Source organism: Mesorhizobium sp. B2-4-19, assembly GCF_006441315.1.
Lineage (GTDB): Bacteria > Pseudomonadota > Alphaproteobacteria > Rhizobiales > Rhizobiaceae > Mesorhizobium.
In genome coordinates this window covers 41,309-67,571 of record NZ_VFUV01000007.1, presented here as the reverse complement: position 1 = coordinate 67,571, position 26,263 = coordinate 41,309, and the positions used below count along the sequence as shown (strand labels likewise).

Here is a 26,263-nt window from a genome sequence, read left to right as displayed (position 1 = left end):
GATACGGTGCACCGCTGAGGGTCCATGATGAAAGCCGAACCCGCCGCTCCGGGCGCAGGCGTTGCCGAAAGCCCGGATCCGCGCGTCGAAGCCCGTGCGGATACCCATCTGATGCGCTCGCTGCTGGTCGGCATCTTCATCTTCATGACCGTCTATGCGCTCTATTTCGGCCGCGCCTTCTTCATGCCGGTCATGCTCGCTTTCCTGCTGGCGCTGACATTGACGCCGATCGTGCGGCTGCTGCGCAAGCGCGGCATTCCCGAAGCGGTTTCGGCGACGCTCCTGGTGCTTTTGTCCATCTGCGTGTTCGCCAGCGCCGGCTATTTGCTCTCAGGTCCTGTCATCGATCTCCTCAACAACACCTCGTCGATCGGCCAGCAGCTCACCGAGCGGCTGGCGCAATTGCGGCGTCCGCTGGAAAGGATCATGCAGGTCTCGCATCAGATCGAGCAGATGACCGAGACCTCGCAGGAGCCTGGCGTCCAGAAGGTGGCCGTCGCCCAGTCGGGCATCCTGTCGTCGGCCGCAAGCAACATCCTGGCGGCGGGTACAAGCCTCACCATCATCTTCGTGCTGTCGCTGTTCCTGCTCGCCTCGGGCACGATGTTCTACGAGAAGATCATCCAGTCCTTCGCCAGCCTCACCGAGAAGAAGCGGGCGCTGCGCGTCGTCTATGACGTCGAGCGCGAAATCTCGCACTATCTGCTCACCGTCACCATCATCAATGCGGGTCTCGGCACCGTCATCGGCCTGGGCCTGTGGGCGCTCGGCATGCCCAACCCGCTGGTCTGGGGTGTCGCCGCCGCATTGTTCAACTTCCTGCCCTATGTCGGCGCGCTGCTGACCATCGTGCTGGTGGCGGTGATGGCGCTGATCAGCTTCGACACCATCTCCTACGCGCTTCTGGCGCCGGCCTTCGTGCTTTTGTGCGATGTCGTGGAAGGCCAGTTCGTGACACCGATGGTGGTCGGCAGGCGCCTGGAAATAAACGCGGTGGCGATCTTCATCGCCATTGCCTTCTGGTCGTGGCTGTGGGGTTTCGTCGGCGCATTGATGGCGGTGCCGCTGCTGGTCGTCATCAAGGTGTTCTGCGACCATTTCGAAGGGCTTGGCCATGTCGGCAATTTCCTCGCCGCGCAGCAAACCGCCGTGGTCGAGGACGAACCCGTCGAGGAGAACGGCCAGGCGGCGGCATAGAAGGCGGACGTTGTTTGCGGCGGCCGTATCGAATGCCTATATCCGGCCGATCAACGCCCGGTGCCTTCCTTATGAGCGATGCCCTTGCCTTCGACCTCGACGCGTATCTCGCGCGCATCGGTTACGCCGGTCCGCGCGACGCGTCGCTGGATACGCTGAAGATGCTGCATTTCGCGCATCCACAGGCGATCCCCTTCGAGAACATCGATCCGTTTCTTGGCCGCCCGGTCCGGCTCGACCTCGCCGCGCTGCAGGACAAGATCGTCCTTGGCGGGCGCGGTGGTTATTGCTTCGAGCACAACCTCCTCTTCATGCATGCGCTGCGGGCGCTGGGGTTCGAGGTCGACGGCCTGGCCGCGCGCGTGCTCTGGGGCCAGAGCGAGGACGCCATCACCGCGCGCAGCCACATGCTTTTGCGCGTCGAGCTCGATGGCCGTACCTACATCGCCGATGTCGGCTTCGGCGGCCTGACCCTGACGGCGCCGCTGCTGCTGGATCCCGGCCCGGAACAGAAAACCCCGCACGAGCCATTCCGCATCGTCGAGGCCGGCGATCATTTTCGCCTGCAGGCCGCCATCGGCGGCGACTGGCGCTCGCTCTACCGCTTCGACCTGCAGCCGCAATACGAGGTCGACTATTCCGTCACCAATTACTTCCTGTCGACCAGCCCGACATCGCATTTCCTCACCTCCGTCATTGCGGCGCGCGCCATGCCGGACCGGCGTTACGCGCTGCGCGGTGTCAGGCTGTCGATCCATCACCTTGGCGGCCGCACCGAGCAGACGGAAATAGCCACCGCCGCCGAACTCGCCGACACGCTGCAAGGCCTGCTCGGCATCATCATTCCCGACCGCACGGCTTTCGAGGCCAAAGTGCGTGAGAAGATCGTGGAGACCACCGCATGACCGAATTGTCCGTTCTCGACCTGTCGCCGATCGTCGAAGGCAGCGATGCCTCGCAATCGCTTGCCAACTCGCTCGACCTCGCCCGCCACGCCGAGCGGCTGGGCTACAAGCGCTACTGGCTGGCCGAGCACCACAACATGCCGGGCATTGCGAGCGCCGCCACATCCGTGGTCATCGCCCATGTCGCCGGCGGCACCAAAACCATCCGCGTCGGCGCCGGCGGCATCATGCTGCCCAACCATGCGCCGCTGGTGATCGCCGAGCAGTTCGGCACGCTGGCCGCCCTGTTTCCCGGCCGCATCGATCTCGGCCTTGGCCGGGCGCCCGGCACCGACATGAACACCGCGCGCGCCTTGCGCCGCAACCTCGAGGCCGGCGTCGACAACTTCCCGCAGGATGTCGTCGAACTGATGGGCTATTTCCTGCCGGCGGAGGAAGGCCAGCGCCTCAGGGCCGTGCCGGGCGAAGGCCAGACCGTTCCGATCTGGATTCTCGGCTCCAGCCTCTACGGCGCGCAGCTCGCCGCCATGCTCGGCCTGCCCTACGCCTTCGCCTCGCATTTCGCGCCGGCCGAGCTCGATCATGCGCTGGACATCTATCGCTCGCGCTTCCAGCCGTCCGAACAGCTCGACAGGCCGCATGTGATGCTCGGCCTCAACGTCTTTGCCGCGTCCACCGATGCCGAGGCGCGGCTGCTGTTCACCTCGCTGCAGCAGGCCTTCGTCAATCTGCGCACCGGCCGGCCCGGACGGTTGCCGCCGCCGGTCGATAACTATGACCGCGATCTCGATCCGATGGCCAAGACCATGCTCGGCCAGGCGCTGTCCTGCGCCGTCGTCGGTTCTCCCGAAACGGTCCGTCAGGGCATCGACGCCTTCGTGCGCCGCACCGGCGCCGACGAGCTGATGGTCACCGCGCAGATCTTCGATCACGCGGCGCGGGTGCGGTCGTTCGAGATCCTGGCAGACGCTCACAAATCGCTGTCGCAAGCCGCCTGACATTTATCCGCCGGGTGCTTTTGCCGGCGGCGATGCTCTGCTAAGTGGGGGCGCATCCCCAGCGGGAGCGAGCCTTCCGTGACCCAAGATCTTGACGCCCGCACGCAGTTTGCCATCGATCTGGCGCGGCGGGCCGGCGAGCTCGGGCTCGAATATTTCCGCGATCTGGAAAGCCTGACCATCGAGAGCAAGGGCCATCAGGACCTGGTCTCGCAAGCCGACCGCGAGGTCGAGCTGTTCATCCGTGCGGCGATCGCCAAGGACTATCCGCAGGACGGCATCGTCGGCGAGGAACACGCTTCTGTCGCCGGCTCGAGCAGCTATGCCTGGGTCATCGATCCCATCGACGGCACCGCCAATTTCGTGCGCGGCATTCCGGCCTGGTGCGTGGTGATCGCTTGCGCAAGGGACGGGGAGACGGTCGTCGGCGTCATCCGCGAACCATCGATCGGCGAGACGTTCCATGGCAGGCGCGGCGGCGGCGCCTTCATCAACGGCAGGCCGATCAAGGCAAGTGCCGCGACCAGCCTGGAAGAAGGGTCGGTGGGGACCGGGTTCTCGAACCGGGCCGAGGCCGAGAACATCGCGGTGCTGATCAAGAAGATCCTCGCCGAAGGCGGTGTCTTCTTCCGCAACGCGTCCGGCGCCCTGATGCTGGCCTATGTGGCCTCGGGCCGGCTGCTTGGCTATGTCGAGGAACACATGAACGCCTGGGACTGCCTGGCCGGCATGCTGCTGATCGAGGAGGCCGGCGGCACCGTCCTGCAGGCGGATCCCAAGACGGTGCTGCAGAGCGGCACGCAGGTCATCGCCGGCGGCAAGGGCGTCTTTTCGAAGCTGCAGGCGCTTTGTTCCGGTGTGTTCAAGCCCTGATTCTTGGCCATGGCTGGGCGGCCGGAACCTCGCTCAGCCTTCAGAACACGATAACGGAAGCTTCATCACCTTGAATTAACCATCAACGTGAAGGAGAGTCTTCCTATGGCCGAGACTTCAATCGAATGGACCGACGCAACTTGGAACCCGGTGGCCGGCTGCACGATCGTGACCGCTGGCTGCACGAACTGCTACGCGATGCGCATGGCGGCGCGGCTGGAAGCCATGGGTATGAACAAATACCAGGGGCTGACGCGCAAGACGGGCGGTCGAGCAAAGTGGACCGGCAAAGTCATCACCGATCCGAGGTCGCTGTCGATTCCTGCAACTTGGTCGAAACCACGCCGCGTCTTCGTAAACTCGATGTCTGATCTCTTCCATGTCGATGTGCCGGCCGATTTTATTCGGCAGGTGTGGACTGTGATGCAAGAGACGCCGCGACATACTTACCAGATTCTAACGAAGCGCCCGGAAGTCATGGCGAAGGTCCTGACACGCGGCGATTTTCCCGTTCTGCCGAATGTCTGGCTCGGGACCAGCGTCGAAGATCATCGAGTGCTGGGTCGACTTGATGATCTTCGCCGAGTGCCAGCAGCAATTCGATTCGTTTCTCTAGAGCCGTTGATTGGGTCTGTAGCCGGTGCCAATCTCGCCGATATTCATTGGGCGATCGTAGGCGGTGAAAGCGGACCCGGGGCACGGTATATGGATCCTCACTGGGTCGACGAGATTGAAACGATGTGCAGACGCGCGGGCACTGCATTCTTCTTCAAACAGTGGGGAGGCAACAACAAGAAAGCCGCTGGCCGGGTGCTCAACGGTCGCATCTATGATGAAATGCCGGCAGCTACAGTCTAGAAAAGGCTGCCTTGCTTCTGCTTGTTGGCGGCGACCTTCCAGAATGCCAGAGCGAGTTCATGCTTGGCGGCTAGCAGGAGCCAATATAGCGGCTGGTTGCCGGGTCCGGTGATTAGTTTGGGTTCCAAAGAGGGCCACACGCCAAGTCGCCCAACAAGTTCGGACCAATATCGCAAAATTGCCTGGCGTGTTGCCGTGACGCTTCCAGCTTTGATGGAATCACGCCAGCCAGGAATGAAGGCATCGAATACCGCCGAGTCGCCAGACGAGTAGTTGTCGAGATTCCGCTGCAGGTCCATCTGGCTTACATGTACGAGCATGTCGATATGCCGTAGGCCTGACAACGTCCGGATCATCTCGAAGTTGAGTGTCTGCAGGTTGTAAGGATCCAGGTATGCGAAATTCAAACCATGAGGGTTCAGAACGCTGACAAACGTCTTGATGGTGGCAACAGCATCGCCTGTGAAAGCCACGACTGGAGCGTTTAATGCGCGTAACCGCTTTTCGCAGGCCTCAACCCGTTCGGCTTCAATGTCGCCGATATATACCGCAGAGAATGGTGTGTTGCTGTCGACGCTCTTTTTCCAGGCGGCAACAGCGCCGCCATCGATGAATTCCTTAACGCCGCGAATCTTACATCTGCCCGGCCCACAAAACGGATCAATCAGCGTCGCGCCAGCCTTTCCCGGGTCGAGCCATCTCGACCGGACACCACGGCTGATATCGACATAGCGACATAGATATTCGTGCTTGGTTTTGGCCCAGGCGCCTACTTCCTCTACTGGCGATCCGTCGTCGCCTGCGATAAGCTGCCCCACCATTGCCCCCGGTTTTGTTCGATCCAATCACCTTTAGTGTCGATCGACAAGCGATGAGCAACCTCACCTTGCTGGGGAAAGCCACCTCTCTCCCATGCGGCAGGGAATCCAGCTTGCAACGCCAGGCTATCTTGGAACCTACGCCAGCTTGGCCAGCAGCTTCATGAAGGTGGCGATCTCCTTGGCCGAGAGCGGCGCCAGCGTCTCCCTGGTGATCTCGCGCGCCAGCGGGATCAGGCGTTCGATCGCGTCGCGGCCTTCCGCGGTCAGATTGACCAGCAGCCGCCTTTTGTCGACCTCATGCTTGGAGAGTTCGACCAGGCCGCGCGCCTTCAACCGGTCGATCACGCCCTTCACCGTCGCCGCATCCATGGCGATCAGCGTGCCGAGCTGGTTCTGCGAGGTCTCGCCGACGTCGCGCAGCTTGGCCAGTGCCGCGAATTGCGGCGGCGTCAGGTCGCCGATATGCGCGGCGAAGATCGAGACATGGCGCTGGTGCGCCTTGCGCAGGATGAAGCCGACCTGCTCCTGCAGGAGGTAATCCTGCTCCTCGGGCTCTTCGACCTCGACCAGCTTGAGCAGATTGTCCTCGCCGCTCACCGCAGCCCGTCCCAGGCCTTGATGCCGTCGGCCGCGAGGCCGCCCATGCGGTTGTGGATGCGCGGGCCGCAGGTCATGGCGAGGCAGAACAGGATTTCGTCGGGACGCGGCCCGTCGCTGATGCCGATTTCCATGGCGTCGAAATGGCTGCGCACATAGGCGGCGTTGATGTGGCCGAGCGGCACGTCGAGCTTCGAGCCGAAGGCGCCGACCTTCTTGGCCGACGGCACGATCGCCTTGGCGTCGCCAAGCCGCTCGCGCATGGCGTAGCCGCCCGGCACGTGCCAGAGCGCGCCGTGCTCCAGCTCGCCCGCCGTGCCGACAATGGCGCCCTTGCCGTAGCCGTCGATCTGTTTGACGTCGCCGCCCAATGCGGCGATCAGCCTGTCGGAAAGCAGCAGGCCGAGAGGCTTCAGATCGTCCATGGCGCTCTGCAGATCCTCGACATAGCGCCCGGCGAATGGGTTCTTGACCACGGCCATGGCCGCCGCACGCCGGCGCGGCACGTCCGCGACCGGACCGCCCTCATGAAAGATCTCTTCGCTCAGCACCGCGATCTTGCGGATCGGAAACTCAGGCATGGGCAACGTCCTCCCTCGGATTTTTGTTGGGCGCGGCAAGCGCCACCGAACCACTGATGCGGGCCTCGCCGCCAAGAAAAAGCGCCGATCCGGCAACCAGGCCGCGCCGGCGAAAATCTTCGGCGACGGCAAGGCCATTGTCCAGCGCCCGCGCCACCTCGCCAGGCGCAAGCGTGCCGACGCCCTGCGTCACCAGCCGCGCGCCAAGGTCGCTGTCGGGCGACAGTTCACATGCGGGAATGCGCTTGATGGCGGGATTGCCGGGCAGGTCCACCGCATTGGCAATGAGCGTCGCCGCCGCATCGGCCTCGGCGCCGGTCCGCGCCAGCACGGTGACGGCGTCGGCAACGCCAAGCGAGAAGGAACGGCCGCGCCAGCCGCTGGTGGCGACGCCGCGAACGCCATCCTCCGCGCGGATCATGATCCGGTCGGCCATGCCGTAGCCGGTGCCGGCGACCGCCAGACCGATCGACCGGCCCGCGCCGATGTGGAGGGCGCTGTCGCCGCCATTGTTGACATAGGCGCGCTCGAGCCTGCGGCCGGCGAGCAATGCGGCGAGCATTTCGTCGGCTACCGATCCTGCGACGGCGGCCATTGGCGTTATGAAACATTCCGCGAGCGGCATGACAGCCGCTTCCATGCGGCGCGCCGTCGGGCCCTCAAAGGCGCGCGGCGCCAGGAAAAATGCCGGGAGCCGCAATTCGGGAAGCTCCCTGACCAGCTCGATCAGGATCGTCTGGAAGCGCGCGACGGCTTGCTCATAGGCCAGGCGGCATTCCTGCGCTTCGCCAAAGGCCTCGACGATCAGATCGATCGGCCCATGGTTGAGATGCAGCCGCTTGCCGTCCTGCAGCCAATGTGCCTGCGGGCCGTCCATCGTCAGGCTCCGTTCGATGCGGCGCGCCGTAACTGCGCCAGCGGCGGCCATGGATTGTCGGACGGCGCACCGGTGCCGTGGCGCGGGTTGAGGTACTCGCCGCCCTTGGCGACGACATCCCCGACGCTGCGGATTTCGGCTTCGTAGCCGCCGAGCCTGATATAATCGTCGCGGCGCAAGGTGAACTCGATCGGCGCCACCAGCGCCGGCGTCGGCACATAGCCGAAGGCGCCTTCCGGCACCCTGGTGACATCGACCATCAGGGTGATGCCGCCGCCCGGCCAGACATAGACCGGCGCGCCGCCGACCGTCACGTAGGTCTTCAGGCCTTGCACCGAGCGGGTGAGATTGACCGGGTTTTCGGTGACGCCGGCGCGCAGCGAGCCGCCGGCGCCGCCGATGAACAGCACGGTGCACAGCGCCGGCTCGCAATTGTCCTCGATCAGATTGACCGACTTCTGCAACCGCTCCGGAAACGGCATCTCGACCGGCTTCAATTCGTCGTCGAGTTCGTAATAGGCGAACTGCTCGCCGGTGGTCGAAACCATCAACAGCGACAGGCCCGGCCGCGCGCCCTTCTTGGCGTTCCAGTCACCGAGGATCGACAGCGGGTCGGAAATCGAGGTGCCGCCCCAGCCGAGGCCGGGTTCGGAGACCTTGAAATAGCGGCCTGGCGTCGAACGGCGTCCGATGATTTTGATGCCCGTGTCCTGCCAGCCCAACACCTTGCCGGCCTGATGCTCGGAGACGACGCCGGTGATGTGGTCGTCGACCACCACCACCTCGTCGACCAGCCCGCGCCATTGCGTGGCGAACATGCCGATGGTGGCCGAGCCGCAGCCGACGCGCATGCGGTGTTCCTGCTTGCCGTCGATGACAGGCGGTTTGCCGGCTTCCACGATGATGGTGGCGCCGCCATCGATGGTCAGTTCCACCGGCTTGCGGCTGCACAGGTTGAGCAGCGCGTCGCAGGTTGCCCGGCCTTCCGCCTTGGAGCCGCCGGTCAGATGATGCACGCCGCCCAGCGACAGCATCTGCGAGCCATATTCGCCCGTCGTGACATGGCCGATCGCCTCGCCTTGCGAGCGCACGATTGCCGTTTCGGGTCCGATATGACGGTCGGTGTCGATCTTCACCTTGACGCCGCAATACGAAAAAATGCCTTCGGTGACGACGGTGACGAGATCGACGCCTTCGACCTGCTGGCTGACGATGAACGGCGCCGGCTTGTAGTCGGGATAGGTGGTGCCCGCGCCGATTGCCGTGACGAAGCGGCGGCCGGTGTTGACCAGTTCGCCGTCCCATGCCTCGCCGTCGGCGACGAAGGGCACGATAGCCGCGCCGGCTTCGGCCGCGTGGTCGAGAATGGTCAGCGGGTCCATGCGCACGATCCGGCCGCCGGCATTGCCGTAGCGGTCGCAGGCGCCGGTGCGGCCATCGGCTATGTAGCACATGACCGGGCAGGCATCGCAGCGTATCTTCTCCGCCACCAGCTTCTCGCCGGGATCATGGGTCTCAAAACGCTCGGCAAGCTCACTCATGCGCGTGCCTCCTTTTCGCGGATGGCGGCGCGGATGCGCGTCGGCGTCGCCGGAACCTTGGTGACCAGCACGCCGGTGGCATGGCGGATGGCGTTGAGGATCGCGGGCGCGGTCGGGATCAGCACATGCTCGCCCAGGCCCTTGGCGCCGAACGGCCCTTCGGGATCGGGAACCTCGACCAGGATGGTTTCGATCGGCGGCACGTCGCCGATGGTCGGGATGAGATAGTCATGCAGATTCTCGGTGCGGCCGGGAATGTACTCTTCCATCAGCGCCATGCCGATGCCTTGCGCGATGCCGCCCTCGATCTGGCCCTCGACCAGCAGCGGGTTGATCGCCTTGCCGACATCATGCGCGGCGGTGATCTTGATCAGCCTGACCGTGCCGAGCTTGAGATCGACCTCGAGTTCGGCGATCTGCGCGCCATAGCCATAGACGGCGTAGGGCTTGCCCTGGCCCTTGGCATCGAGCGGCAGTGTCGGCGGGTCGTAGGTCTCCTCGGCGCGGAAGACGAAGCCCTCGGCATCCATGTCGAGCGAGGCGAGATCGATGCGGCGCGCGGCCTCGCCCTCACGGATGACGATCGCCGCGCCGTCCAGTTGCAGGGTTGCCTTTTCGGAGACATTGGCAAAGCGCAGGATCTTCTCGCGCAAAGCGCGGCCGGCCTTCTCGGCGGCTTTGCCGGTCACGAAGGTCTGGCGCGAGGCCGAGGTCTTGCCGGCGTCGGGGCTGATTGCCGTATCGGCGCTCTTCAGCCGGAATCTTTCCAGCGGCAGGCCAAGCGCGTCGGCACAGATCTGCGTGATGACGGTGTTGGAACCCTGGCCGATGTCGACGGCGCCCTGGTGCAGGATGACAGTGCCGTCAGCCGCGATGCCGACCCGGATGGTCGACGGATTGGGCAGCGAGGTGTTGCCGCAGCCGTACCAGCAGGACGCCACGCCGACGCCGCGCTTTTTATCGCCGTTGGCATTGTTGAAAGCATCCGCGTCGGCTTCCGCCCGCGCCCAATGCGGCCGCAAGGCCTCGAGGCATTCGGCAATGCCGACGCCGGATTCCAACGTCTGGCCGGTAATCGTTTCGGATCCGTTCCGAAGGCAGTTTCTCAGGCGGAAATCGAGGCGGTCGATGCCGAGCTTGCCGGCCAGCTCATCGTAAAGCGTCTCCTGCATGATCGTCGCCTGCGGCACGCCGAAGCCGCGGAAGGCGCCGGAGATCGGGCCGTGGGTGTGGATGGCGCGGCCCTCGGCGCGGTAGTTCGGCGTCGCGTAGGGACCGGAAGCATGCACTGGCACGCGGTTGGCGACGGTTGGCCCCCAGCTGGCATAGGCGCCGGTGTTGAAATCGCCTGAAAAGATCATGCCGGTGACATGGCCGTCGGCATCGGCGCCGATGGTCGCCTTCATCTCTGCGGGGTGGCGCTTGGTCGTCGACATCATCGATTCGTTGCGCGTGTATGCCAAGGCGGCCGGACGGCCGGTCTTCAACGCCACGAGGCCGATCAGCGGCTGCAGCGAAACGTCGAGTTTCGAGCCGAAGCCGCCGCCGGTCGCGGTCGGCACGATGCGCACCTTGTCGACGGGCAGGCCGAGCACCTTCGCCGTGTCGTCGCGGTCCATGTAGGGCGCCTGGGTGCAGGCGACGACGACCAGCGTGTCGGCGTCCATATAGGCATGGCCGGCCTCGGGCTCGATATAGGCGTGCTCGACATAGGAGGTGTCGATCGCACCGGAAACCGTAACGGCGGCGCCGGCAAGCGCCGCCTCGGGGTCGCCGCGCTCGACGAAACCGGAGGTCAGCAGGTTCGAAGGGCGGTTCCGATGGATCAGCGCGGCACCCTCAGCCTGTGCTTCGCTGGGCTGCAGGACATGCGGCAGTTCGGTCCAGCGGATCGGAAGATCCGACAGGTCCAGATCGAAAATTGCCTCGCGCTCGCCGGCGACCAGCGCCACCGCCTCGCCGCGCAGCCGCGCAAACCCTTCGGCGAGCGCCGGCTGGTCGGCAAACGGACCGATGACGCCGAAACAGTTTTTGCCGGGAATGTCGGCCGCCGTGAAGACGCCAATGATGCCGGGGTGCTTCCTTGCCCAGCCGTCGAGATCGCCGAAGGCGAAGCCGGCGTGATAATGCGGCGAGCGGACCACCAGCACGGCAAGCGCATCGGCCGGGAAGGAATCGCCACCGAATTTCTCGGCTCCCGTCACCTTTGGCACACCGTCCAGCCTGACGGGCGACGCGCCGATCGCATGGCCGGACTGGGGCAGACGGAAATCGAGGCTTGCCACTTGCGAGGAGGCCTCCATCACCGCCGCGATGATCTTCCGGTAGCCGGTGCAGCGGCACAGAATCCCGCCCAGCGCATCCTGCACCTCGATTTCGGTTGGTCTCGGCGTCGTGTCCAGCAGTGCTGTCGCCGCCACCAGCAGCGCCGGCGTGCAGATGCCGCATTGTGCCGCGCCATGGGCGAGGAAAGAGGCTTGCAGCGCCGACAATCGGCCGTTGGCCAGCCCTTCGACCGTCGTCACCGATGCGCCTGCCACCGAGGCCGCCGGCATCAGGCAGGCGCAGACGGGATCGCCGTCGACCAGCACCGTGCAGGCGCCGCAATCGCCGGCATCGCAGCCGACCTTGGTGCCGGTGAGCCGCAACTCGTCGCGCAGCACCTGGGACAGCCGGCGCAGCGGCGGCACGTTGACCGAGACGGCGGCGCCATTGACCGCGAAGGCGATGTCGGCGCGGCCGAGACCGGCCTGGACTACGCCCAATTCCGTCCGAGCTTCATCCACTTCGGGCAGAACCTGGCTCATGCCGCCACCATATGATCGTTCATCGGTCCGGCGGCCGCCAGCACGGCCCGGGCAACAATCTCGCGCACCGCGTCGAGCCGGTACTCGGCGCTGCCGCGCACATCGGCGATCGGCGACAGTTCGGTTATCGGCGCGGACCGGATGGCGCCGGCGAGCCCGCCATCTGCCGGTAGCCCGCATATCGCGGCCTCGACGCCGGCCAGCCGTTTGGCGACAGCCGAACATGATCCCACGGCAATCGCCGCTTCAACGACCGTGCCGTTCTCCACGACAAGGCGCGCCGCCACCATGGCGATGGAAATGACGAGATAGCGCCGCGCGCCGAGCTTGACGAAAGCCGATGCACCGGCGGCGGCTGGCTTCGGCACGCGGATGGCGGTCACCATTTCGCCAGGCTGCAGGGCCGTGCGGCGATTGCCGAGAATGAAATCCGGCAAGGGCAGATGCCGCGTCGCGGCCGCCGAACGCAGTTCGACCTCGGCATCGAGCGCGAGCAGGCCCGGCACGCCATCGGCGGCCGGCGAGGCGTTGCAGAGATTGCCGGCGACCGAGCCGACGTTCTGGATCTGCGGCGAACCGACTTCGCGCGCGGCCTGTTTCAGCGCATCGAAAGCCGGCGGCAAGGGGCGGCGGATGAGGTCGGTCCAGGTCGTGCGCGCGCCGATGACAAAGTGGTCATCCGTCTCGGCAATGCCGCGCAACGCAGCGAGGCCGTTGATGTCGAGGACATTGTCGCGGAACGGCTTTGCGCCCTGTGCCGGATAGAAATCCGTGCCGCCGGCAAGAATGCGCCAGGCGCTCTCGCCAAGCAAAGCGAGTGCTTCGTCGACCGTGGTGGGTTTCGCGTAACGGATCACGCTTTGCCTTCCCAGAGAGTGGGCCTTCCCCGAAATGGCCCTCCCAGGGCGTTTACCCCAGGCATGATCTTGCCGGTCCGCAAACCGGAAATTCATTCGTATGCAAATGATATCAAGCCGGTGGAAATTGTCAAAGCCAGAGTTTGGGCCGCCGTGCTTGCCAGGGTGCATGCAACGAGATTGTTACGCCTTCGGAGGTTGACGCGGCCGGCCATCTGGTCAAGTTTCTGCCTCCGGTCGCGCCAGCGGCATCTTTCTACTGGAGCCTGAGCCCAACGCAGAGAAGAAGGAGGCCCAATGGCCGACCAAGCGCTTGTTGTGATCGACCTGCAGAACGACTTTTGCCCGGGCGGCGCATTGGCCGTGATCGGCGGCGACGAGATCGTGCCGCTGGTCAATGACATGATCCGGCACGCCGACCATGTCGTGCTGACGCAGGACTGGCATCCCGCCGGGCATTCGAGCTTCGCCTCCAGCCATCCGGGCGCGCAGCCCTTCACCATGATCGAAATGCCCTACGGCCAGCAGACGCTGTGGCCGGATCATTGCATCCAAGGCAGCCTTGGATCGGATTTCCATTCCGGCCTTGCCTGGACCAAGGCCGAACTCGTCATCCGCAAGGGGTTTCGCCCGGCAATAGACAGCTATTCGGCCTTCTTCGAGAACGACCACACGACGCCGACCGGCCTCGGTGGCTACCTCCGGGAGCGCGGCATCGACACCGTCACCCTGGTCGGGCTGGCGACCGATTTCTGCGTCGGCTTTTCGGCGCTGGACGCCGTCAGCCAGGGTTTCAAGACCACCGTCCGGCTCGACGCCTGCCGCGGCATCGATCTCAATGGCTCGCTCGATGCCATGCTGCGGCGCATGCGCGATGCCGGCGTGACGCTCGAAGACAATTTGTCGGACTGAACGGAAGGTGGGGCGGCAGGGGAAGTTTTCGCGGATCGGTGCGGGCGTGACGGCGGGCGCGGCCCTTGCCATCGCCATGCTGTTGCCGGACGCCGCCGTCGCGGCGGAGGAACACGCGCTGCCCGGCGCCTCGATGTCGCTGTGGTGGGCACTGCCCTTTGCCGGCCTGCTGCTGTCGATCGCCACCGGTCCGCTGCTGTTCCACCATGTCTGGGAGCATCATTACGGCAAGATCGCGGCCTTGTGGGCGGCGCTGGTCGTCGTGCCGCTGGCGCTCGCCTTCGGTCTGCCGTCGGCGACCGAGGCGGTGCTGCACGCGCTGCTCACCGAATACATGTCCTTCATCATCCTGCTGTTCGCGCTGTTCACCATTTCGGGCGGCATCCTGGTCGCCGGCAACATCCACGGCACGCCGCTGGTCAATGCCGGGCTGCTGCTGGTTGGCGCGCTGCTCGCCTCGGTCATAGGCACGACGGGCGCCTCGATGATCCTGATCCGGCCGATCATCCGCGCCAACGACGCCAGGCCGTTCAACGCCCATGTCATCGTCTTCTTCATCTTCCTGGTCTCCAACATTGGCGGCTCGCTGACGCCGCTCGGTGATCCCCCGCTGTTCGTCGGCTTCCTGCGCGGGGTCGATTTCTTCTGGACGACCGCGAACCTCTGGCGCGAGACGCTGTTCGTCGGCGGCTTGGTGCTGGCGGTGTTCCTGGCGATCGACATCATCCTGCACCGGCGCGAGGCCGGCGCGCCGAAGATCAAGGATCCGACGCCGGATTCGCAGGTTCGCATTCGCGGCCTGCCCAACATTCCGCTGCTGGCCGGGGTCATCGGCGCCATCCTGCTGTCGGCCACATGGAAGCCTGATGTCACCTTCTCCATTCAAGGCGTGACGCTGGAACTGCAGAACCTGGTGCGCGACGCCGTCATCCTCGCGCTTGCCTTCGTGTCACTGGCGGTTTCGCGCAAGGAATACCGCGAGGCGAACGGCTTCAACTGGGGCCCGATCGCCGAGGTGGCAAAATTGTTTGCCGGCATCTTCATCTGCATCGTGCCGGTCATCGCCATCCTGAGGGCCGGTCACGAGGGCGCGCTGGCGCCGCTGGTCGCGCTCGTCACCTCGGCGCAAGGCACGCCCAACGATCTCGCTTATTTCTGGCTGACCGGGGGCTTGTCGTCCTTCCTCGACAATGCGCCGACCTATCTGGTGTTCTTCGAGCTGGCCGGCGGCGATCCACACCACCTGATGACCGAATTCGCCTCGACGCTTGCCGCAATCTCGGCGGGAGCGGTGTTCATGGGGGCCAACACCTATATCGGCAATGCGCCCAACTTCATGGTCTATGCGATCGCCAGGCAGTGCGGCGTCGGCATGCCCGGCTTCTTCGGCTACATGCTGTGGTCCGGGCTGGTGCTGATTCCGATCTTTTTGATCGCCGGCTTTCTGTTTTTTGGGTGATCAGCCGACGCCGACATAGCGCCTGACCGCCGAAGGGTCGGCGCGCAATTCCTCGACATCCACCGTCTCGCGGTTACGGCCGTTCTCGATGAACGAGACGCGGTCGGCGACCGACAGCACCGCATCGACCCGCTGTTCCACCAGGATGGTCGAGACGTGCATCTCGCGCAGCTTCGATACCGTCTCGCGGATCTTGGCGATCATCGACGGCATCAGCCCTTCCGTCGGCTCGTCGAGCAAGAGCACCTGCGGCTCGAGGCAGAGCGCACGCGCCATCGCCAGCATCTGCTGCTCGCCGCCCGACAAGGTGCCCGAGCGCTGCCGCAGCCGCTGGCGCAGCAGCGGGAACAGGTCGAGCACGCTCTCTCGTGTCGCCTTGCCCTTGCCGCGCGCCATCAGCCCGATCTCGATGTTTTCCGCCACCGTCATCTCGGCGAACAGCCGCCTGCCCTGCGGCACATAGGCGACGCCGGCCTTCGGCACTTCGTGCGCCGGCAGGCCGGTCAATTCCCGGCCGGCGAGTTTGATCGAGCCGGCGCTTGAAGGAAGCAGGCCCATGATCGCCTTCAGCGTCGTCGTCTTGCCGGCGCCGTTGCGGCCGAACAAGCACAGCACCTCGCCCTTGTTCAGCACGAGGTCGAGGCCGTAGAGCACCTGGACCTCCCCATAGAAGCAGTCCAGTCCCGCGATCCGCAACGCCTCCGTCTTGCTCGTCTCAATCATGGGGCGGTCCCCAGATAGGCTTCCTGCACAGCCGCGTTTTCGCGGATCGCCTCCGGCGTGCCTTCCGCCAGGATCTTGCCGGCGTTGAAGACGGTGATGCGGTCGGCGAGCTGCATGACGACGGGCATATTGTGTTCGATCAGAAGCACGGTGGCGCTCCTGGCGATGTCGCGCACCAGCACGATGAAATTGTCGATCTCGCTGTCGGCCAGCCCCTGCGTCGGCTCGTCGAGGATCAGCAGGCGCGGCTTCAGCGCCAGGCCCATCGCCACCTCCAGCAGGCGCTGGTGGCCATAGGACAATTGCCCGGCCGGCATATGGGCGCGGTCGGCCAGCCCGGTGCGTTCCAGCGCCGTCATGACAGCGGCCTGTATCGCGTTCTTGGAAGGCCCGTGCCGCAGCGTCAGTTGCGCGGGCAGCGCGACGTTGGCGTAAACGGACAGGTTGGCATAGATGCTGGTAATCTGGAACGTGTAGGCGATGCCTTGGCGCACCCTGACATAGGCCGGCAGGCTGGTGATGTCGGCGCCATCGAAGACGATCGCTCCCGAAGACGGTTGGATGCGGCCGCTGACCATGCTGACGAAAGTGGTCTTCCCCGCCCCGTTGGGGCCGATGACGGCGCGGATTTCTCCGGGTATCAAGGTGAAGTCGACGCTGTCGACCGCGCGCAGACCGCCGAAATGGCGCGACAGGCCCTTGGTGGCCAAAAGCGGCGTCATGGCAGCCACCCGAGCCAGCGCTGGCGGATGCTGCCGAGAATGCCTTTGGGGAAGAACAGCACCAAAAGGATGAGCGCGATGCCGACGATGAGCAGATAGGCCGAGGTATAGCCGCTGGTGACGTCGATGACATAGTACATGAAGACCGTGCCGATGAGCGGCCCGAGCGTCGTGGCGGCGCCGCCGAGCAGCACCCACAGCAGCGGCAGGATCGAATACTGCACCGACGCGAAGCTCGAGCCGACATAGCCGAACAGCACCGCGTAGGCGGCGCCCGACGCCGCGCAGATCGTGCCGGAGACGACCACGGCGACAAGCTTGTTGGAGAAGGTGTCGTAGCCCAGCATCTTCGTGCGCTCCTCATTCTCACGGATGGCGACCAGCACGCGGCCATATCGGGAGCGGACGATGGCCAGCGTGACCAGAAGCACGAGCGAGAACAGTACAAGTGCACTCATGTAGCGCACGGTCGGGTTGGTGAGGTCGAGCGCGGTCGTGCCGAAATTGAGGGCGCGCGCCGGCTGCGGCACGACCTGGCCCTGATCGCCGCCGGTCCATGCCGCGAAGTAGAGGATCAGGAGATAAAACACCTGGGCGAACATCATGGTGACGATCATGAAGGCGACACCCGTGGTGCGCAGTGCCAGCAGGCCGATCACCAGTGCCAGCACCGCGCCGCAGGCAATCCCGCCGAGCAAGGCCAGTGGCACGCTCCAGCCGAGCTGGATGATGGCAAGGCCGGCGCCGTAAAGCCCCGCGCCGAAGAACATGGCATGGCCGAGGCTGAGCAGGCCGACATAGCCGAACAGCATGTTGTAGCCCATGGCGAACACCGCCAGCACCATGATGCGGGCGAGCAGGCCGTGATAGTAGTCCGGCAGCACGAAGCTCAGCACGAAGAGCAGGGCGATGACGCCGAGATGCAGCGCATAGGCCTTTGCCGGCGAAGCTTCGCTCATCGCGATGCCGTCCCGAACAGGCCTTGCGGCCGGAACACCAGCACCATGGCGACCAGCAGCGTGGCGATGATCTTGGCCAAGGTCGGCGAGAAGAACATCGAGATGATGCCGTCGGACAGGCCGATCAGCACGGCGGCGACGACGGTGCCGCGCAGCGAGCCGAGGCCGCCGATGATGACGACGATGAAGGACAAGAGCAGCGGATCCTGCCCCATCAGGTAATGCGCCTGGCTGATCGGCACGATCAGCACGGCGGCAATCGCCGCCAGCATGGCGCCGAGCGCGAAGACGCCGCCATAGACGCGGTCGACCGGAATGCCGAAGGCCTGCGCCGTCTCGCTGTCATACTGCGTGGCGCGCATGATCAGGCCGATCCTGGTGCGCGTCAGCACCAGCCATGTCGCGATCAAGAGAAGCGCGGAAGCGGCAATGATCGACAGTTTGTAGCCGGAATAGCCGAACCACGGCAAAAGGATGCGGTAGCTGAAGGGCGGCTCGACGGGCCGCGCCTCCGGACCATAGAAGCTCAGCGCCAGCTGCTGGATGATGTAGAGCATGCCGATGGTGGCGACGATGGTGGCTTCCGGATTGTAGTTGAGCCGGCGAAGCACCAGCCGTTCGGCGACCAGCGCGATGGCGCCGACGATCAGCGGCGCTATCACCAGCGCCGCCAGGAAGCCGAGCGCCGGATGGCCCGATATCGCCGTCGAGATCGCCCAGGCGAGCACGGCGCCCAGCATGAAGAATTCGCCATGCGCGACATTGACGACGCGCATGACGCCAAACACCAGCGAAAGCCCGAGCGCCGTCAGCGCCAGCACGGCTGAGGTGACGAGCCCTTCGAGGGCGGCCAGGAGGAGATGCGGTCCGAAGTGCATGGCTATGGACGGAGGGATGCGCGAGGCACCTGGCGCTCACGCTGCTAAGCTAAAGCGCCTGCTTCGTGTAATCCCCTTCGGCCTCGTAAAGCCCGTCCTCGATCTTGGTCTTGTGCACCACTTTCAGCTTGCCGCCTTCGACCTTGGAGATGTTCTGGATGCCGAAGCACTGATGGATCTTGCCGTTGAAGGTCTTTGGCCCCTGCGGATGCTCCGGACCTTCGGCGAAGGCGGTCAGCGCCTCGGTCGCCTCGACCAGCTTGGCGCGGTCTTCCGGGCCCTTGTAGCCGGCGTCTTCCATTGCCTTCTTGACGACATAGAGGGTTTCCCAGCAGCCGAACATATGCGCGGCGGTGGAGACATCCTTCGGGTCGCCGACGGCCGCGCCATTGTCGTCGATGCCGACGGCGGCGCGATAGGCTTTTTGTGCGGCGCTATCATCGGGCTGGGCGTAGCGCGGCGAGCCTTCCCAGAAATGGCTGCCGTCCAGGAATTCCAGCCCGGGGCTGTTGATATCGGTGGCTTCGAGTGAATCGATGAAGCCGAACAGCTGCGGCCGGTTGGAGCCGTAGAACTCGCCGAGCTCCTTGACGAAGGTGAGCACGGCCGGGCCGACCATGACGTGGTAGATCACCTCGGTCTCGGGCGGGATCTGCGGAAAATATTTGGTGAAGGAGGATTCCGTCGGCGGGATGGCGATCTGCGCGATGACGTCGCCGCCTTGCGCCTTCAGCGCCGGCGGCAGGTAGTCGCGATGGTCGTAGCCGAAGGCGAAATCCGGGAAGATTTGCGTCACCTTCTTGCCGGCATTGGCCGCGATCCACGGCGCCATCGACTGGATCTGGCTCTTCACGTCGGTGATGCCGGGCTGGAAGACATAGCGGTTGAGCTTGGTCGAGGCGACATGGTGGCCTTCGCTGACGACGAAATAGGGCATCTTGTTCTCGCCGGCGGCAGGCGCCGAGCCGATGACGACATGCGAGAACAGCGTGCCGAAGACGATGTCGGTCTTGTGCTGGGTGGCGAACTTGCCGACCACTTCGGCGCCGCGGCCGGGATCGGTGCCGTCATCCTCGATGATCACCTCGACCTGGCGGCCATTGATGCCGCCGGCGGCGTTGATCGCCTTGACCGCGGCAGCGGTGGTCTTTTCGTACCAGCGGCCATAGGCGGCGCCGATGCCGGTGCGGTGAGACTGGAAACCGATCTTGATCGGCGCCGAGCTCTGCGCCTGGGAATAGCGGACGAAACCGGGCGCCACGGTGAGGCCGGCGCCCGCGGCAAGGCCCTTCAGCGCTGTGCGGCGGGTGAGGGCCGTCTTGGAGAGGTCGAAAAATCCGTTCTTGTCAGCCATGTTCGTTCCCCTGTTTTTTCAGTCTTGACCAACGATAGGGCGGGTTCGGCATCCTCGCTCAGAGGATGCGGAAAATTGCATGTGTACAAACTAAATCACCAAAGCCCTGATGTGGCAAGCGAGCTTTCCCCAACGACATCCGGGCCGCCCTTTTCTCATCCAACCGTTGGCGTGGCAAGCAGCCAGAGGCCGAAGACCGTGTAGGCGATCATCAGCAGGGTGAGCGGAAACTGGCTGAGCGCGGCGCGGGCAGGCTGCGGATGCAGGCGCCAGGCGAAGCCGTGCGCGACGAGGACGGCGAGCACGTGGCCAAGGATGATGGCGCCGGCCTGGATGTTCCACAGCCACCAGGCCGATTCCGCGCCGGCGACAATGCCGGCCTCGACCTGGAGGTCGGCGGTGCCGAACAGGTTCCAGCCCAGCGCGAACGGGTCGGACAGCGAGGCTAGTGCATACTGGCCGTCGACCAGCAGCGCCGTCAGATAGTGCGCGACATGGTAGGCGAGCGCGATCGGCACGATCGACCACACCAGCAGTCCCGCGGCCTGGCCAAGCGGCGGACCGCTACCGGCCAGGCGCTGGCCGAGCCAGACCGCGAGAAGGAACACCGCCGTCAGCATCGCGAATGTCAGAACGAGCCCAAGGCTGCCGCTGCCGATCACGGCAGTGCGGCCGGGGAATTCGAGCGGATTGACGCCGAACAGGCCCAGCCAGAAGAAGGTCTTCGACAGGCCGTCGAAGGAGACAGAGGACAGGGTCAGCAGCAGGAAGGCGATGCCGCTGGGCGGCAATGGCTCTGCCGCCAGCAGCTTGGCGGCCGGCCAGCACAGCGCAAGCCGGCCATTCTCGTCGCGCTCGGCCGGCGCGAAACGCGTCACCATCGAGAAGAAGACGGTCAGGAACTCGCCACTGCGGCTCCAGCCGCGATAGCCGAACACCAGCATGGCAAGAAAGGTGAGCAGCCAGTAGAGGCCGGCGGCGCAGGCAAGCCGTGCCGGGTCGTCAGGCGCCGGATCGATGAGTTCGAACCAGGCAAAGGCGAAGAACAGGACGACGGCAGGCCAGAAGCCGAGCCAGCCGGGGAGGCGCCATGGTCCCCCATCGCTTGTGCCGAGCAGACGCGAGACGAGGCGCCACGGCCCAACCCAAGGGTTCAGCCATGACCAGAGGTCGCCGAAAACGCCTTGCAGCAGCGTGATGCCGGCCCACAGCAGCGTCCAGATCACCAGGGGCAACGGGTTGGAGAGCGGGTCGCGGCTGCCGAAAAGGCCGGCGGCGACGAGAATTGCAAAGCCGGCAAAGGATATCAGGCTGATGGCGGTACGGGCGCTGTCGCCGAGGGTGAACAGCGGCAGGCGCCTGCGCCAGAAACGGTCCAGGGAGGCCGCGGGCAGCAGTGCCAGAACGAGAAAGCTGATGGCCACGGCGAATGCGCCGCCGATCAGGTAGTAGCCGGTCGGGAGGAGCAGGACGTGGCCTCGATCGGAGGCGTGGGCGAAGGCGGGGGTGGGGAGGAGGGCCGACGAGGCGGCGATGCTTACAGGCAGGAATCCCGATGGAATGCGCTCTACGAGGCCCCCCTCTGTCCAGCCGGACATCTCCCCCTCAAGGGGGGAGATTGGTAGTTTCTCTGCCGACGCCTCTCTAGCAACGCCGGAAATTGGCGAAGGCGAAGATGACAGCATGATCTCCCCCCTTGAGGGGGAGATGTCCGGCAGGACAGAGGGGGGCGACAAGGAACTCCGCCTATCCAAGAGCCCCGCCACGCCTCACACCTTGACCAGTTGCTCCACCCGGTCCTTCTCGCCGAAAATCCTGAGATACCGCTGAATTTCCTTCTCGTCCCCCGTCGCCTTGGCGGGATTGTCGGACAGTTTCACCGCCGGCCTGCCATTGGCTTCCGTCACCTTGCAGACCAGCGATATGGCGTCGAGGCTGTTGGTTTCCGTCGGCGCGCAGCCTTCGAAATCATTGGTCAAATTGGTGCCCCAGCCGAAGGACATGCGCACCTTGCCCTTGAAGTGGCGATAGGTCTCCTCGATGGTTTCGACCTCGAGCCCATCGGAGAAGATCAGCAGCTTCTGCTTCGGGTCCTTGCCCTTCTCGCGCCACCAGGACAGGATTTTCTCGCCGCCCTCGATCGGCGGCGCGCTATCGGGACGAAAGCCGGTCCAGTCGGCCACCCAGTCCGGCGCGTCGCGCAGGAAGGAGGCCGTGCCGAATGCGTCGGGCAGCACGATCAAGAGGTTGCCGCCATAGTAGCGCTGCCAGTCCTGCAGCACCTTGTAGGGGGTCTGTTTCAGCTCCTTTTCCGAATTGGCCAGGGCGGCAAACACCATCGGTAGTTCATGCGCATTGGTGCCGAGCGCTTCGAGGTCGTTGTCCATGGCCAAAAGCACGTTGGAGGTGCCGGTGAAAGCCTCGCCGATGCCTTCCTTCAGCGCCTCGACGCACCAGCGCTGCCACAGGAAGGAATGCCGCCGGCGTGTGCCGAAGTCGGAAATGCGGATGCCGGGAAGCGCCTTCAGCCGCTCGGTCTTGGCCCACATCTTGGCCTTCGCGCGGGCATAGAGCACATCGAGCGCGAACGGGCCGAAAGCCCGCATCGCCGCGCGGGAGCGGAGCTCATTGATGATGGCGAGCGCCGGGATTTCCCACAGCGTGGTGTACATCCACGGGCCGCTGAAGGAGAGCTCATACTGGCCGTCACGCTTGGACAGTTCGTAGTCCGGCAGCCTGAAGCCTTCCAGCCAGGCGAGGAACTCCGGTTCGAAGATCTGCTTGCGGCCATAGAAATTGTTGCCGCCGAGCCAGATCATTTCCTTCTTGCTGAAGCGCAAGGTGCGGGCGTGGTCGAGCTGTTCGCGCATTTCGCCCTCATCGATCTCGTCGGCCAGCCGTACCGAGGTGGTGCGGTTGATCAGCGAGAAGGTGGTGTCGACCTTGGGGTACATGCCCCAGATCATCTGCAGCATCAAAAGCTTGTAGAAATCCGTATCGAGCAGGCTGCGCACGATCGGGTCGAGCTTCCAGGTGTGGTTATAGACACGCCGCGCAATATCGGTCTTTGCCATGCTTGCTGCCGCCTTCGCTGCCTGCCATCCACAATCGCGACAGGCCTCATAGCATCGAATTGGCCAGAGCGCTGCCCGCTTTCAGGCTGGCCCGACAAAAAGAACGGCCTGCGCATGGCCAAGAGCGGCCGCTCTCAGCCGGCCGCCTTTGCGCCGATGACCTTGAGTTGTGGATGCTTGCGGCGGCTGATGATACGGCCGGCGACCGGCGCGTCGGCACGGCCGTCATCTCCGGCCTTCTCGGCGAACAGCCAGTCGATGAACACCTGCACGATCGGCGTCGTGCGCATTTCGTTGCGGCAGACGACGTAGAAATCGTCGACCGCCGGCACCGAAAGGCTGAACGGCGCGACCAGCATGCCCCTTGCCAGCAGCGCGCTCGCCGTCACCGAATCGCCGAGCGCCACGCCATGGCCGTGCACCGCCGCCTCGGCCGCCATGCGCGCATCGCCCAGATGATGGCGGCGGCCTCGCTCCAGGTCCAGCGCATCGGCGGCCGCCAGCCAGGTGTGCCATTCGCGGCCATCATCGCCATGCAGGAAGACATGGTCGGCCAGGTCCCTAACGCTGCGGATCGGCCGGTTGTTGATCAAGGTCGGGCTGACCACGGGAAACAGCTCCAGCCCCGACCATTTGCGCATCCAGCAATCGGCCCAGCTGCCATCGCCATAGTGCACGCAGACATCGATGTGCGGCGCACGGATATCCCTGGGATCGTTGGAGGGGATCAGTGTCAGCTGGATGTCGGGATATTGCGCCGTGAAGCTGCCGAGCCTCGGCGTCATCCACAAAAGCAGCAATGCCGGCACGCAGGACACCGACAGCGCGCCGCTGCTGGCCGGCCGCGTCAGCCGCTGCGTTGCGGCGGCGATGCCGTCGAAGGCGGTCGATACAGCCGGCAACAGCTCCGCGCCGTGCGGTGTCAGCCTGACGCGCTGGCCGACGCGCTCGAACAGCTTGACGCCGAGCGACTGCTCCAGTGCCTTGATCTGGTGGCTGACGGCGCCATGCGTGACATTCAGCTCACTCGCCGCCTTGGTCAGCGAGCCATGGCGCGCCGTTGCCTCGAAGGCGCGCAGCGGGTTCAGGGGTGGCAGGCGCTTGACCATGGATGCTCGACTTCTTTGTGAGATTTTCTCACAGAAAACACCCTAACAATATCAATTGCTTTTTCAATCGGGCTGCCGGACACTTCGGCTCGAAATAACATCAAGACGTGAAATCTGCAGGCAGCCAGCGGGACAGCGACCCGGCCGGATGACGGTCAGTTCGTTCGAGATCGCCGACGGCCGCACTGCATCAGCCCAGGAGGAGCGGATATGGGTTACGATCGCGGCAAGCTCGACGCGTTGCGCCGCAAATATGGCGAGAGCCATGGCGGCGAGATGTTCGACCCGAAATTCCGCAAGGTCGCCGACAAGATCTTTTCCAAGTCAGGCACCAGGCTTGCACCCTATTCCGGCATCCCGACTTTCCTCGCCGCGCCCTATCGCGAAATCGCTGCAGAGAACCCGGACTTCGGCGACCTGCAGGTGGCCATCATCGGCGTGCCGATGGATTTGGGCGTCACCAACCGGCCGGGCTCGCGCTTCGGGCCGCGGGCGCTGCGCGCCATCGAGCGCATCGGCCCTTACAACCATGTGCTGGAGTGCGCGCCGACGCATGAGCTTCGCGTCGCCGACATCGGCGACACGCCGTTCCGCAGCCGCTACCGGCTGGAGACCAGCCATGAGGATATCGAGCGCCGCACCAACCAGATCGTCGATGCCGGCGTGCTTCCCCTGTCTGTTGGCGGCGACCATTCGATCAGCCACCCGATCCTGAAGGCCGTCGGCAAGAAGGCCCCGGTCGGCCTCATCCATATCGACGCCCATTGCGACACCAGCGGGCTGTTCGACATGACCAAGTTCCACCATGGCGGGCCGTTCCGCAACGCGGTGCTTGACGGTGTGCTCGACCCGACGCGCACCATCCAGATCGGCATTCGCGGCTCGGCCGAATACCTGTGGGAATTCACCTACGAGTCCGGGATGACCGTGGTGCACGCCGAGGAGGTGACCGGCCTCGGCATCCCAGCCATCATCGAGAAGGCGCGCAAGATCGTCGGCGACGGGCCGACCTATGTCTCCTTCGACATCGACAGCGTCGATCCGGCTTTCGCGCCCGGCACCGGCACGCCGGAAGTCGGCGGGCTGACGACGCGCGAAGTGCTCGAGCTGCTGCGCGGTCTCAAGGGCCTCAACATCGTCGGCGGCGACGTCGTCGAGGTGGCGCCGCAATATGACGCCACCACCAACACCGCGCATGCCGGCGCCCAGGTGCTGTTCGAGATATTGAGCCTGATGGTGTTCAGCCCGGCTATCACGGGCAAGGGCGCCTGACACCTGAAACGAAAGGCGACCGCCGCGCTGGAGCCGGCAGTCGCCTGAAACAATCAAAAGCTTCCAGAAGGGGAATAAAAATGACAATCCACTCGACGCTGAAATCATCCATTGCCGCCGTCCTGGTGCTCGGCGCCGGCCTCGGCATCGCCATCCAGGCCGCTAATGCCGACGCGCTGGCTGACATCACCAAGGCCGGCACCATCAATGTCGGCGTCTTCGCCGACTTCCCGCCCTTCTCCTCGGCCAGCGCCGATATGAGCCTCAAGGGCTACGACATGGACGTCGCGCAATACATCGCCGACACGCTCAAGGTGAAGCTCAACCCGGTCGCCGTCACCGGCCAGAACCGCATCCCCTATCTCAACGACCATCGCGTCGACATACTGATGAGCGTCGGCTACTCGAAGGAGCGCGAGCAGGTCATCGACTTCGCCGCCGCCTACGCGCCCTATTACATCGCGGTGATCGGTCCGGCGGCGATGTCGGTCAAAGGCAAGGAAGACCTTGCCGACAAGTCGATCGCCGTCAATCGCGGCACGCTCGAGGACACCTCGCTGACCGAAGCCGCGCCCGCCTCGGCCGACATCAAGCGCTTCGACAACTACAATTCGGTCATCCAGGCCTTCATCTCCGGGCAGACCCAGCTGATGGTCGTCGGCAACGATGTCGGCGCCCAGGTGCTGGCCAAGCAGGATGCGCTGAAGCCGGAGCAGAAGTTCCAGCTGCTGACCTCGCCTTCGCATATCGGCCTCAACAAGAACGAGGATGGGTTGAAGAAGGCGGTCAACGACGCCATCGCCAAGATGCTGGCCGACGGCAAGCTGGACGAAAGCTCGAAAGCCTGGCTGAAGACGCCGCTCAACCCCGACAACCTCAAGGATTGAGC

24 protein-coding genes are annotated in these 26,263 nt (G+C 64.7%); 9 read left to right on the top strand and 15 right to left on the bottom strand.

The features are described 5' to 3' along the window. Window positions 1-27 precede the first annotated feature (27 nt). The 5 genes from FJ546_RS14175 to FJ546_RS14155 all read left to right on the top strand — a co-directional run bounded on the left by FJ546_RS14175 (window position 28) and on the right by FJ546_RS14155 (window position 4,831). A complete protein-coding gene (locus FJ546_RS14175; RefSeq protein WP_140889912.1) occupies window positions 28-1,197 on the top strand; it encodes an AI-2E family transporter in 1,170 nt (389 codons plus the stop codon). Window positions 1,198-1,268: 71 nt separating this feature from the next. Further along, the gene (locus FJ546_RS14170; RefSeq protein ID WP_140889911.1) at window positions 1,269-2,102 is read left to right on the top strand and encodes an arylamine N-acetyltransferase; all 834 of its coding nucleotides are present in this window, start codon (window positions 1,269-1,271) and stop codon (window positions 2,100-2,102) included. After that, a complete protein-coding gene (locus FJ546_RS14165) occupies window positions 2,099-3,100 on the top strand; it encodes an LLM class flavin-dependent oxidoreductase (RefSeq protein WP_140889910.1) in 1,002 nt (333 codons plus the stop codon). Before FJ546_RS14170 ends, FJ546_RS14165 begins: the two co-directional genes overlap by 4 nt. A gap of 78 nt (window positions 3,101-3,178) precedes the next feature. Beyond that, the gene (locus FJ546_RS14160) at window positions 3,179-3,973 is read left to right on the top strand and encodes an inositol monophosphatase family protein (RefSeq protein WP_140889909.1); all 795 of its coding nucleotides are present in this window, start codon (window positions 3,179-3,181) and stop codon (window positions 3,971-3,973) included. A 105-nt stretch (window positions 3,974-4,078) separates the two neighbouring features. After that, entirely contained in the window at window positions 4,079-4,831 is a 753-nt protein-coding gene (locus FJ546_RS14155) for a DUF5131 family protein (RefSeq protein WP_140889908.1), read from the top strand. On the opposite strand, the gene FJ546_RS14150 is transcribed toward FJ546_RS14155, so the two are convergent. The 7 genes from FJ546_RS14150 to FJ546_RS14120 all read right to left on the bottom strand — a co-directional run bounded on the left by FJ546_RS14150 (window position 4,828) and on the right by FJ546_RS14120 (window position 12,912). Beyond that, a complete protein-coding gene (locus FJ546_RS14150; protein WP_246686850.1) occupies window positions 4,828-5,652 on the bottom strand; it encodes a three-Cys-motif partner protein TcmP in 825 nt (274 codons plus the stop codon). The two genes, FJ546_RS14155 and FJ546_RS14150, sit on opposite strands and share 4 nt — an antisense overlap. A gap of 135 nt (window positions 5,653-5,787) precedes the next feature. Then, window positions 5,788-6,249: a MarR family transcriptional regulator gene (locus tag FJ546_RS14145; RefSeq protein WP_010912774.1), complete on the bottom strand. Its 462-nt coding sequence runs from the start codon at window positions 6,247-6,249 to the stop codon at window positions 5,788-5,790. Beyond that, window positions 6,246-6,830, bottom strand: a complete 585-nt coding sequence (locus FJ546_RS14140; protein WP_140889906.1) for an amino acid synthesis family protein — start codon at window positions 6,828-6,830, stop codon at window positions 6,246-6,248. Before FJ546_RS14140 ends, FJ546_RS14145 begins: the two co-directional genes overlap by 4 nt. Continuing rightward, complete coding sequence (locus tag FJ546_RS14135; RefSeq protein ID WP_140889905.1) at window positions 6,823-7,707, bottom strand: UPF0280 family protein; 885 nt, start codon at window positions 7,705-7,707, stop codon at window positions 6,823-6,825. Before FJ546_RS14135 ends, FJ546_RS14140 begins: the two co-directional genes overlap by 8 nt. A gap of 2 nt (window positions 7,708-7,709) precedes the next feature. Then, window positions 7,710-9,248: a 6-hydroxynicotinate reductase gene (locus tag FJ546_RS14130; RefSeq protein WP_140889904.1), complete on the bottom strand. Its 1,539-nt coding sequence runs from the start codon at window positions 9,246-9,248 to the stop codon at window positions 7,710-7,712. Next, window positions 9,245-12,055, bottom strand: a complete 2,811-nt coding sequence (locus tag FJ546_RS14125; protein ID WP_140889903.1) for a molybdopterin-dependent oxidoreductase — start codon at window positions 12,053-12,055, stop codon at window positions 9,245-9,247. The genes FJ546_RS14130 and FJ546_RS14125 overlap by 4 nt, the downstream gene beginning before the upstream one ends. Then, the gene (locus FJ546_RS14120) at window positions 12,052-12,912 is read right to left on the bottom strand and encodes a xanthine dehydrogenase family protein subunit M (RefSeq protein WP_140889902.1); all 861 of its coding nucleotides are present in this window, start codon (window positions 12,910-12,912) and stop codon (window positions 12,052-12,054) included. The genes FJ546_RS14125 and FJ546_RS14120 overlap by 4 nt, the downstream gene beginning before the upstream one ends. 297 nt (window positions 12,913-13,209) lie before the next feature. Between FJ546_RS14120 and pncA the strand changes: the two genes are divergently transcribed. Together pncA and FJ546_RS14110 are read left to right on the top strand one after the other, a co-directional pair. Then, window positions 13,210-13,824, top strand: a complete 615-nt coding sequence (gene pncA / locus FJ546_RS14115; protein ID WP_140889901.1) for a bifunctional nicotinamidase/pyrazinamidase — start codon at window positions 13,210-13,212, stop codon at window positions 13,822-13,824. A gap of 76 nt (window positions 13,825-13,900) precedes the next feature. Then, complete coding sequence (locus FJ546_RS14110; protein ID WP_140890111.1) at window positions 13,901-15,283, top strand: sodium:proton antiporter; 1,383 nt, start codon at window positions 13,901-13,903, stop codon at window positions 15,281-15,283. Here FJ546_RS14110 and FJ546_RS14105 read toward each other — a convergent pair whose 3' ends face one another. The 8 genes from FJ546_RS14105 to gcvA all read right to left on the bottom strand — a co-directional run bounded on the left by FJ546_RS14105 (window position 15,284) and on the right by gcvA (window position 24,102). After that, window positions 15,284-16,006 carry an ABC transporter ATP-binding protein gene (locus tag FJ546_RS14105; RefSeq protein ID WP_140889900.1) on the bottom strand — a complete coding sequence of 241 codons (723 nt, stop codon included), beginning with the start codon at window positions 16,004-16,006 and terminating at the stop codon, window positions 15,284-15,286. Next, window positions 16,003-16,728: an ABC transporter ATP-binding protein gene (locus FJ546_RS14100; protein ID WP_140889899.1), complete on the bottom strand. Its 726-nt coding sequence runs from the start codon at window positions 16,726-16,728 to the stop codon at window positions 16,003-16,005. The genes FJ546_RS14105 and FJ546_RS14100 overlap by 4 nt, the downstream gene beginning before the upstream one ends. Beyond that, a complete protein-coding gene (locus FJ546_RS14095; protein WP_140889898.1) occupies window positions 16,725-17,687 on the bottom strand; it encodes a branched-chain amino acid ABC transporter permease in 963 nt (320 codons plus the stop codon). Before FJ546_RS14095 ends, FJ546_RS14100 begins: the two co-directional genes overlap by 4 nt. Further along, window positions 17,684-18,565 carry a branched-chain amino acid ABC transporter permease gene (locus FJ546_RS14090; RefSeq protein WP_095788473.1) on the bottom strand — a complete coding sequence of 294 codons (882 nt, stop codon included), beginning with the start codon at window positions 18,563-18,565 and terminating at the stop codon, window positions 17,684-17,686. Before FJ546_RS14090 ends, FJ546_RS14095 begins: the two co-directional genes overlap by 4 nt. Window positions 18,566-18,614: 49 nt before the next feature. Then, window positions 18,615-19,919, bottom strand: a complete 1,305-nt coding sequence (locus FJ546_RS14085) for an ABC transporter substrate-binding protein (RefSeq protein WP_140889897.1) — start codon at window positions 19,917-19,919, stop codon at window positions 18,615-18,617. Window positions 19,920-20,074: 155 nt separating this feature from the next. Further along, a complete protein-coding gene (locus FJ546_RS14080; protein ID WP_140889896.1) occupies window positions 20,075-21,517 on the bottom strand; it encodes a hypothetical protein in 1,443 nt (480 codons plus the stop codon). A 171-nt stretch (window positions 21,518-21,688) separates the two neighbouring features. Continuing rightward, window positions 21,689-22,993 (bottom strand): nicotinate phosphoribosyltransferase, encoded by a 1,305-nt coding sequence (gene pncB, locus FJ546_RS14070; RefSeq protein ID WP_140889895.1) that lies wholly within the window; start codon window positions 22,991-22,993, stop codon window positions 21,689-21,691. A gap of 134 nt (window positions 22,994-23,127) precedes the next feature. Continuing rightward, entirely contained in the window at window positions 23,128-24,102 is a 975-nt protein-coding gene (gcvA, locus tag FJ546_RS14065) for a transcriptional regulator GcvA (protein WP_140889894.1), read from the bottom strand. Window positions 24,103-24,312: 210 nt separating this feature from the next. Here gcvA and speB point away from each other — a divergent pair, with 210 nt between their 5' ends. Further along, window positions 24,313-25,374 carry an agmatinase gene (gene speB, locus FJ546_RS14060; RefSeq protein ID WP_140889893.1) on the top strand — a complete coding sequence of 354 codons (1,062 nt, stop codon included), beginning with the start codon at window positions 24,313-24,315 and terminating at the stop codon, window positions 25,372-25,374. Between the two features lie 80 nt (window positions 25,375-25,454). Further along, window positions 25,455-26,261 (top strand): transporter substrate-binding domain-containing protein, encoded by an 807-nt coding sequence (locus tag FJ546_RS14055; protein WP_140889892.1) that lies wholly within the window; start codon window positions 25,455-25,457, stop codon window positions 26,259-26,261. Window positions 26,262-26,263 lie beyond the last annotated feature (2 nt).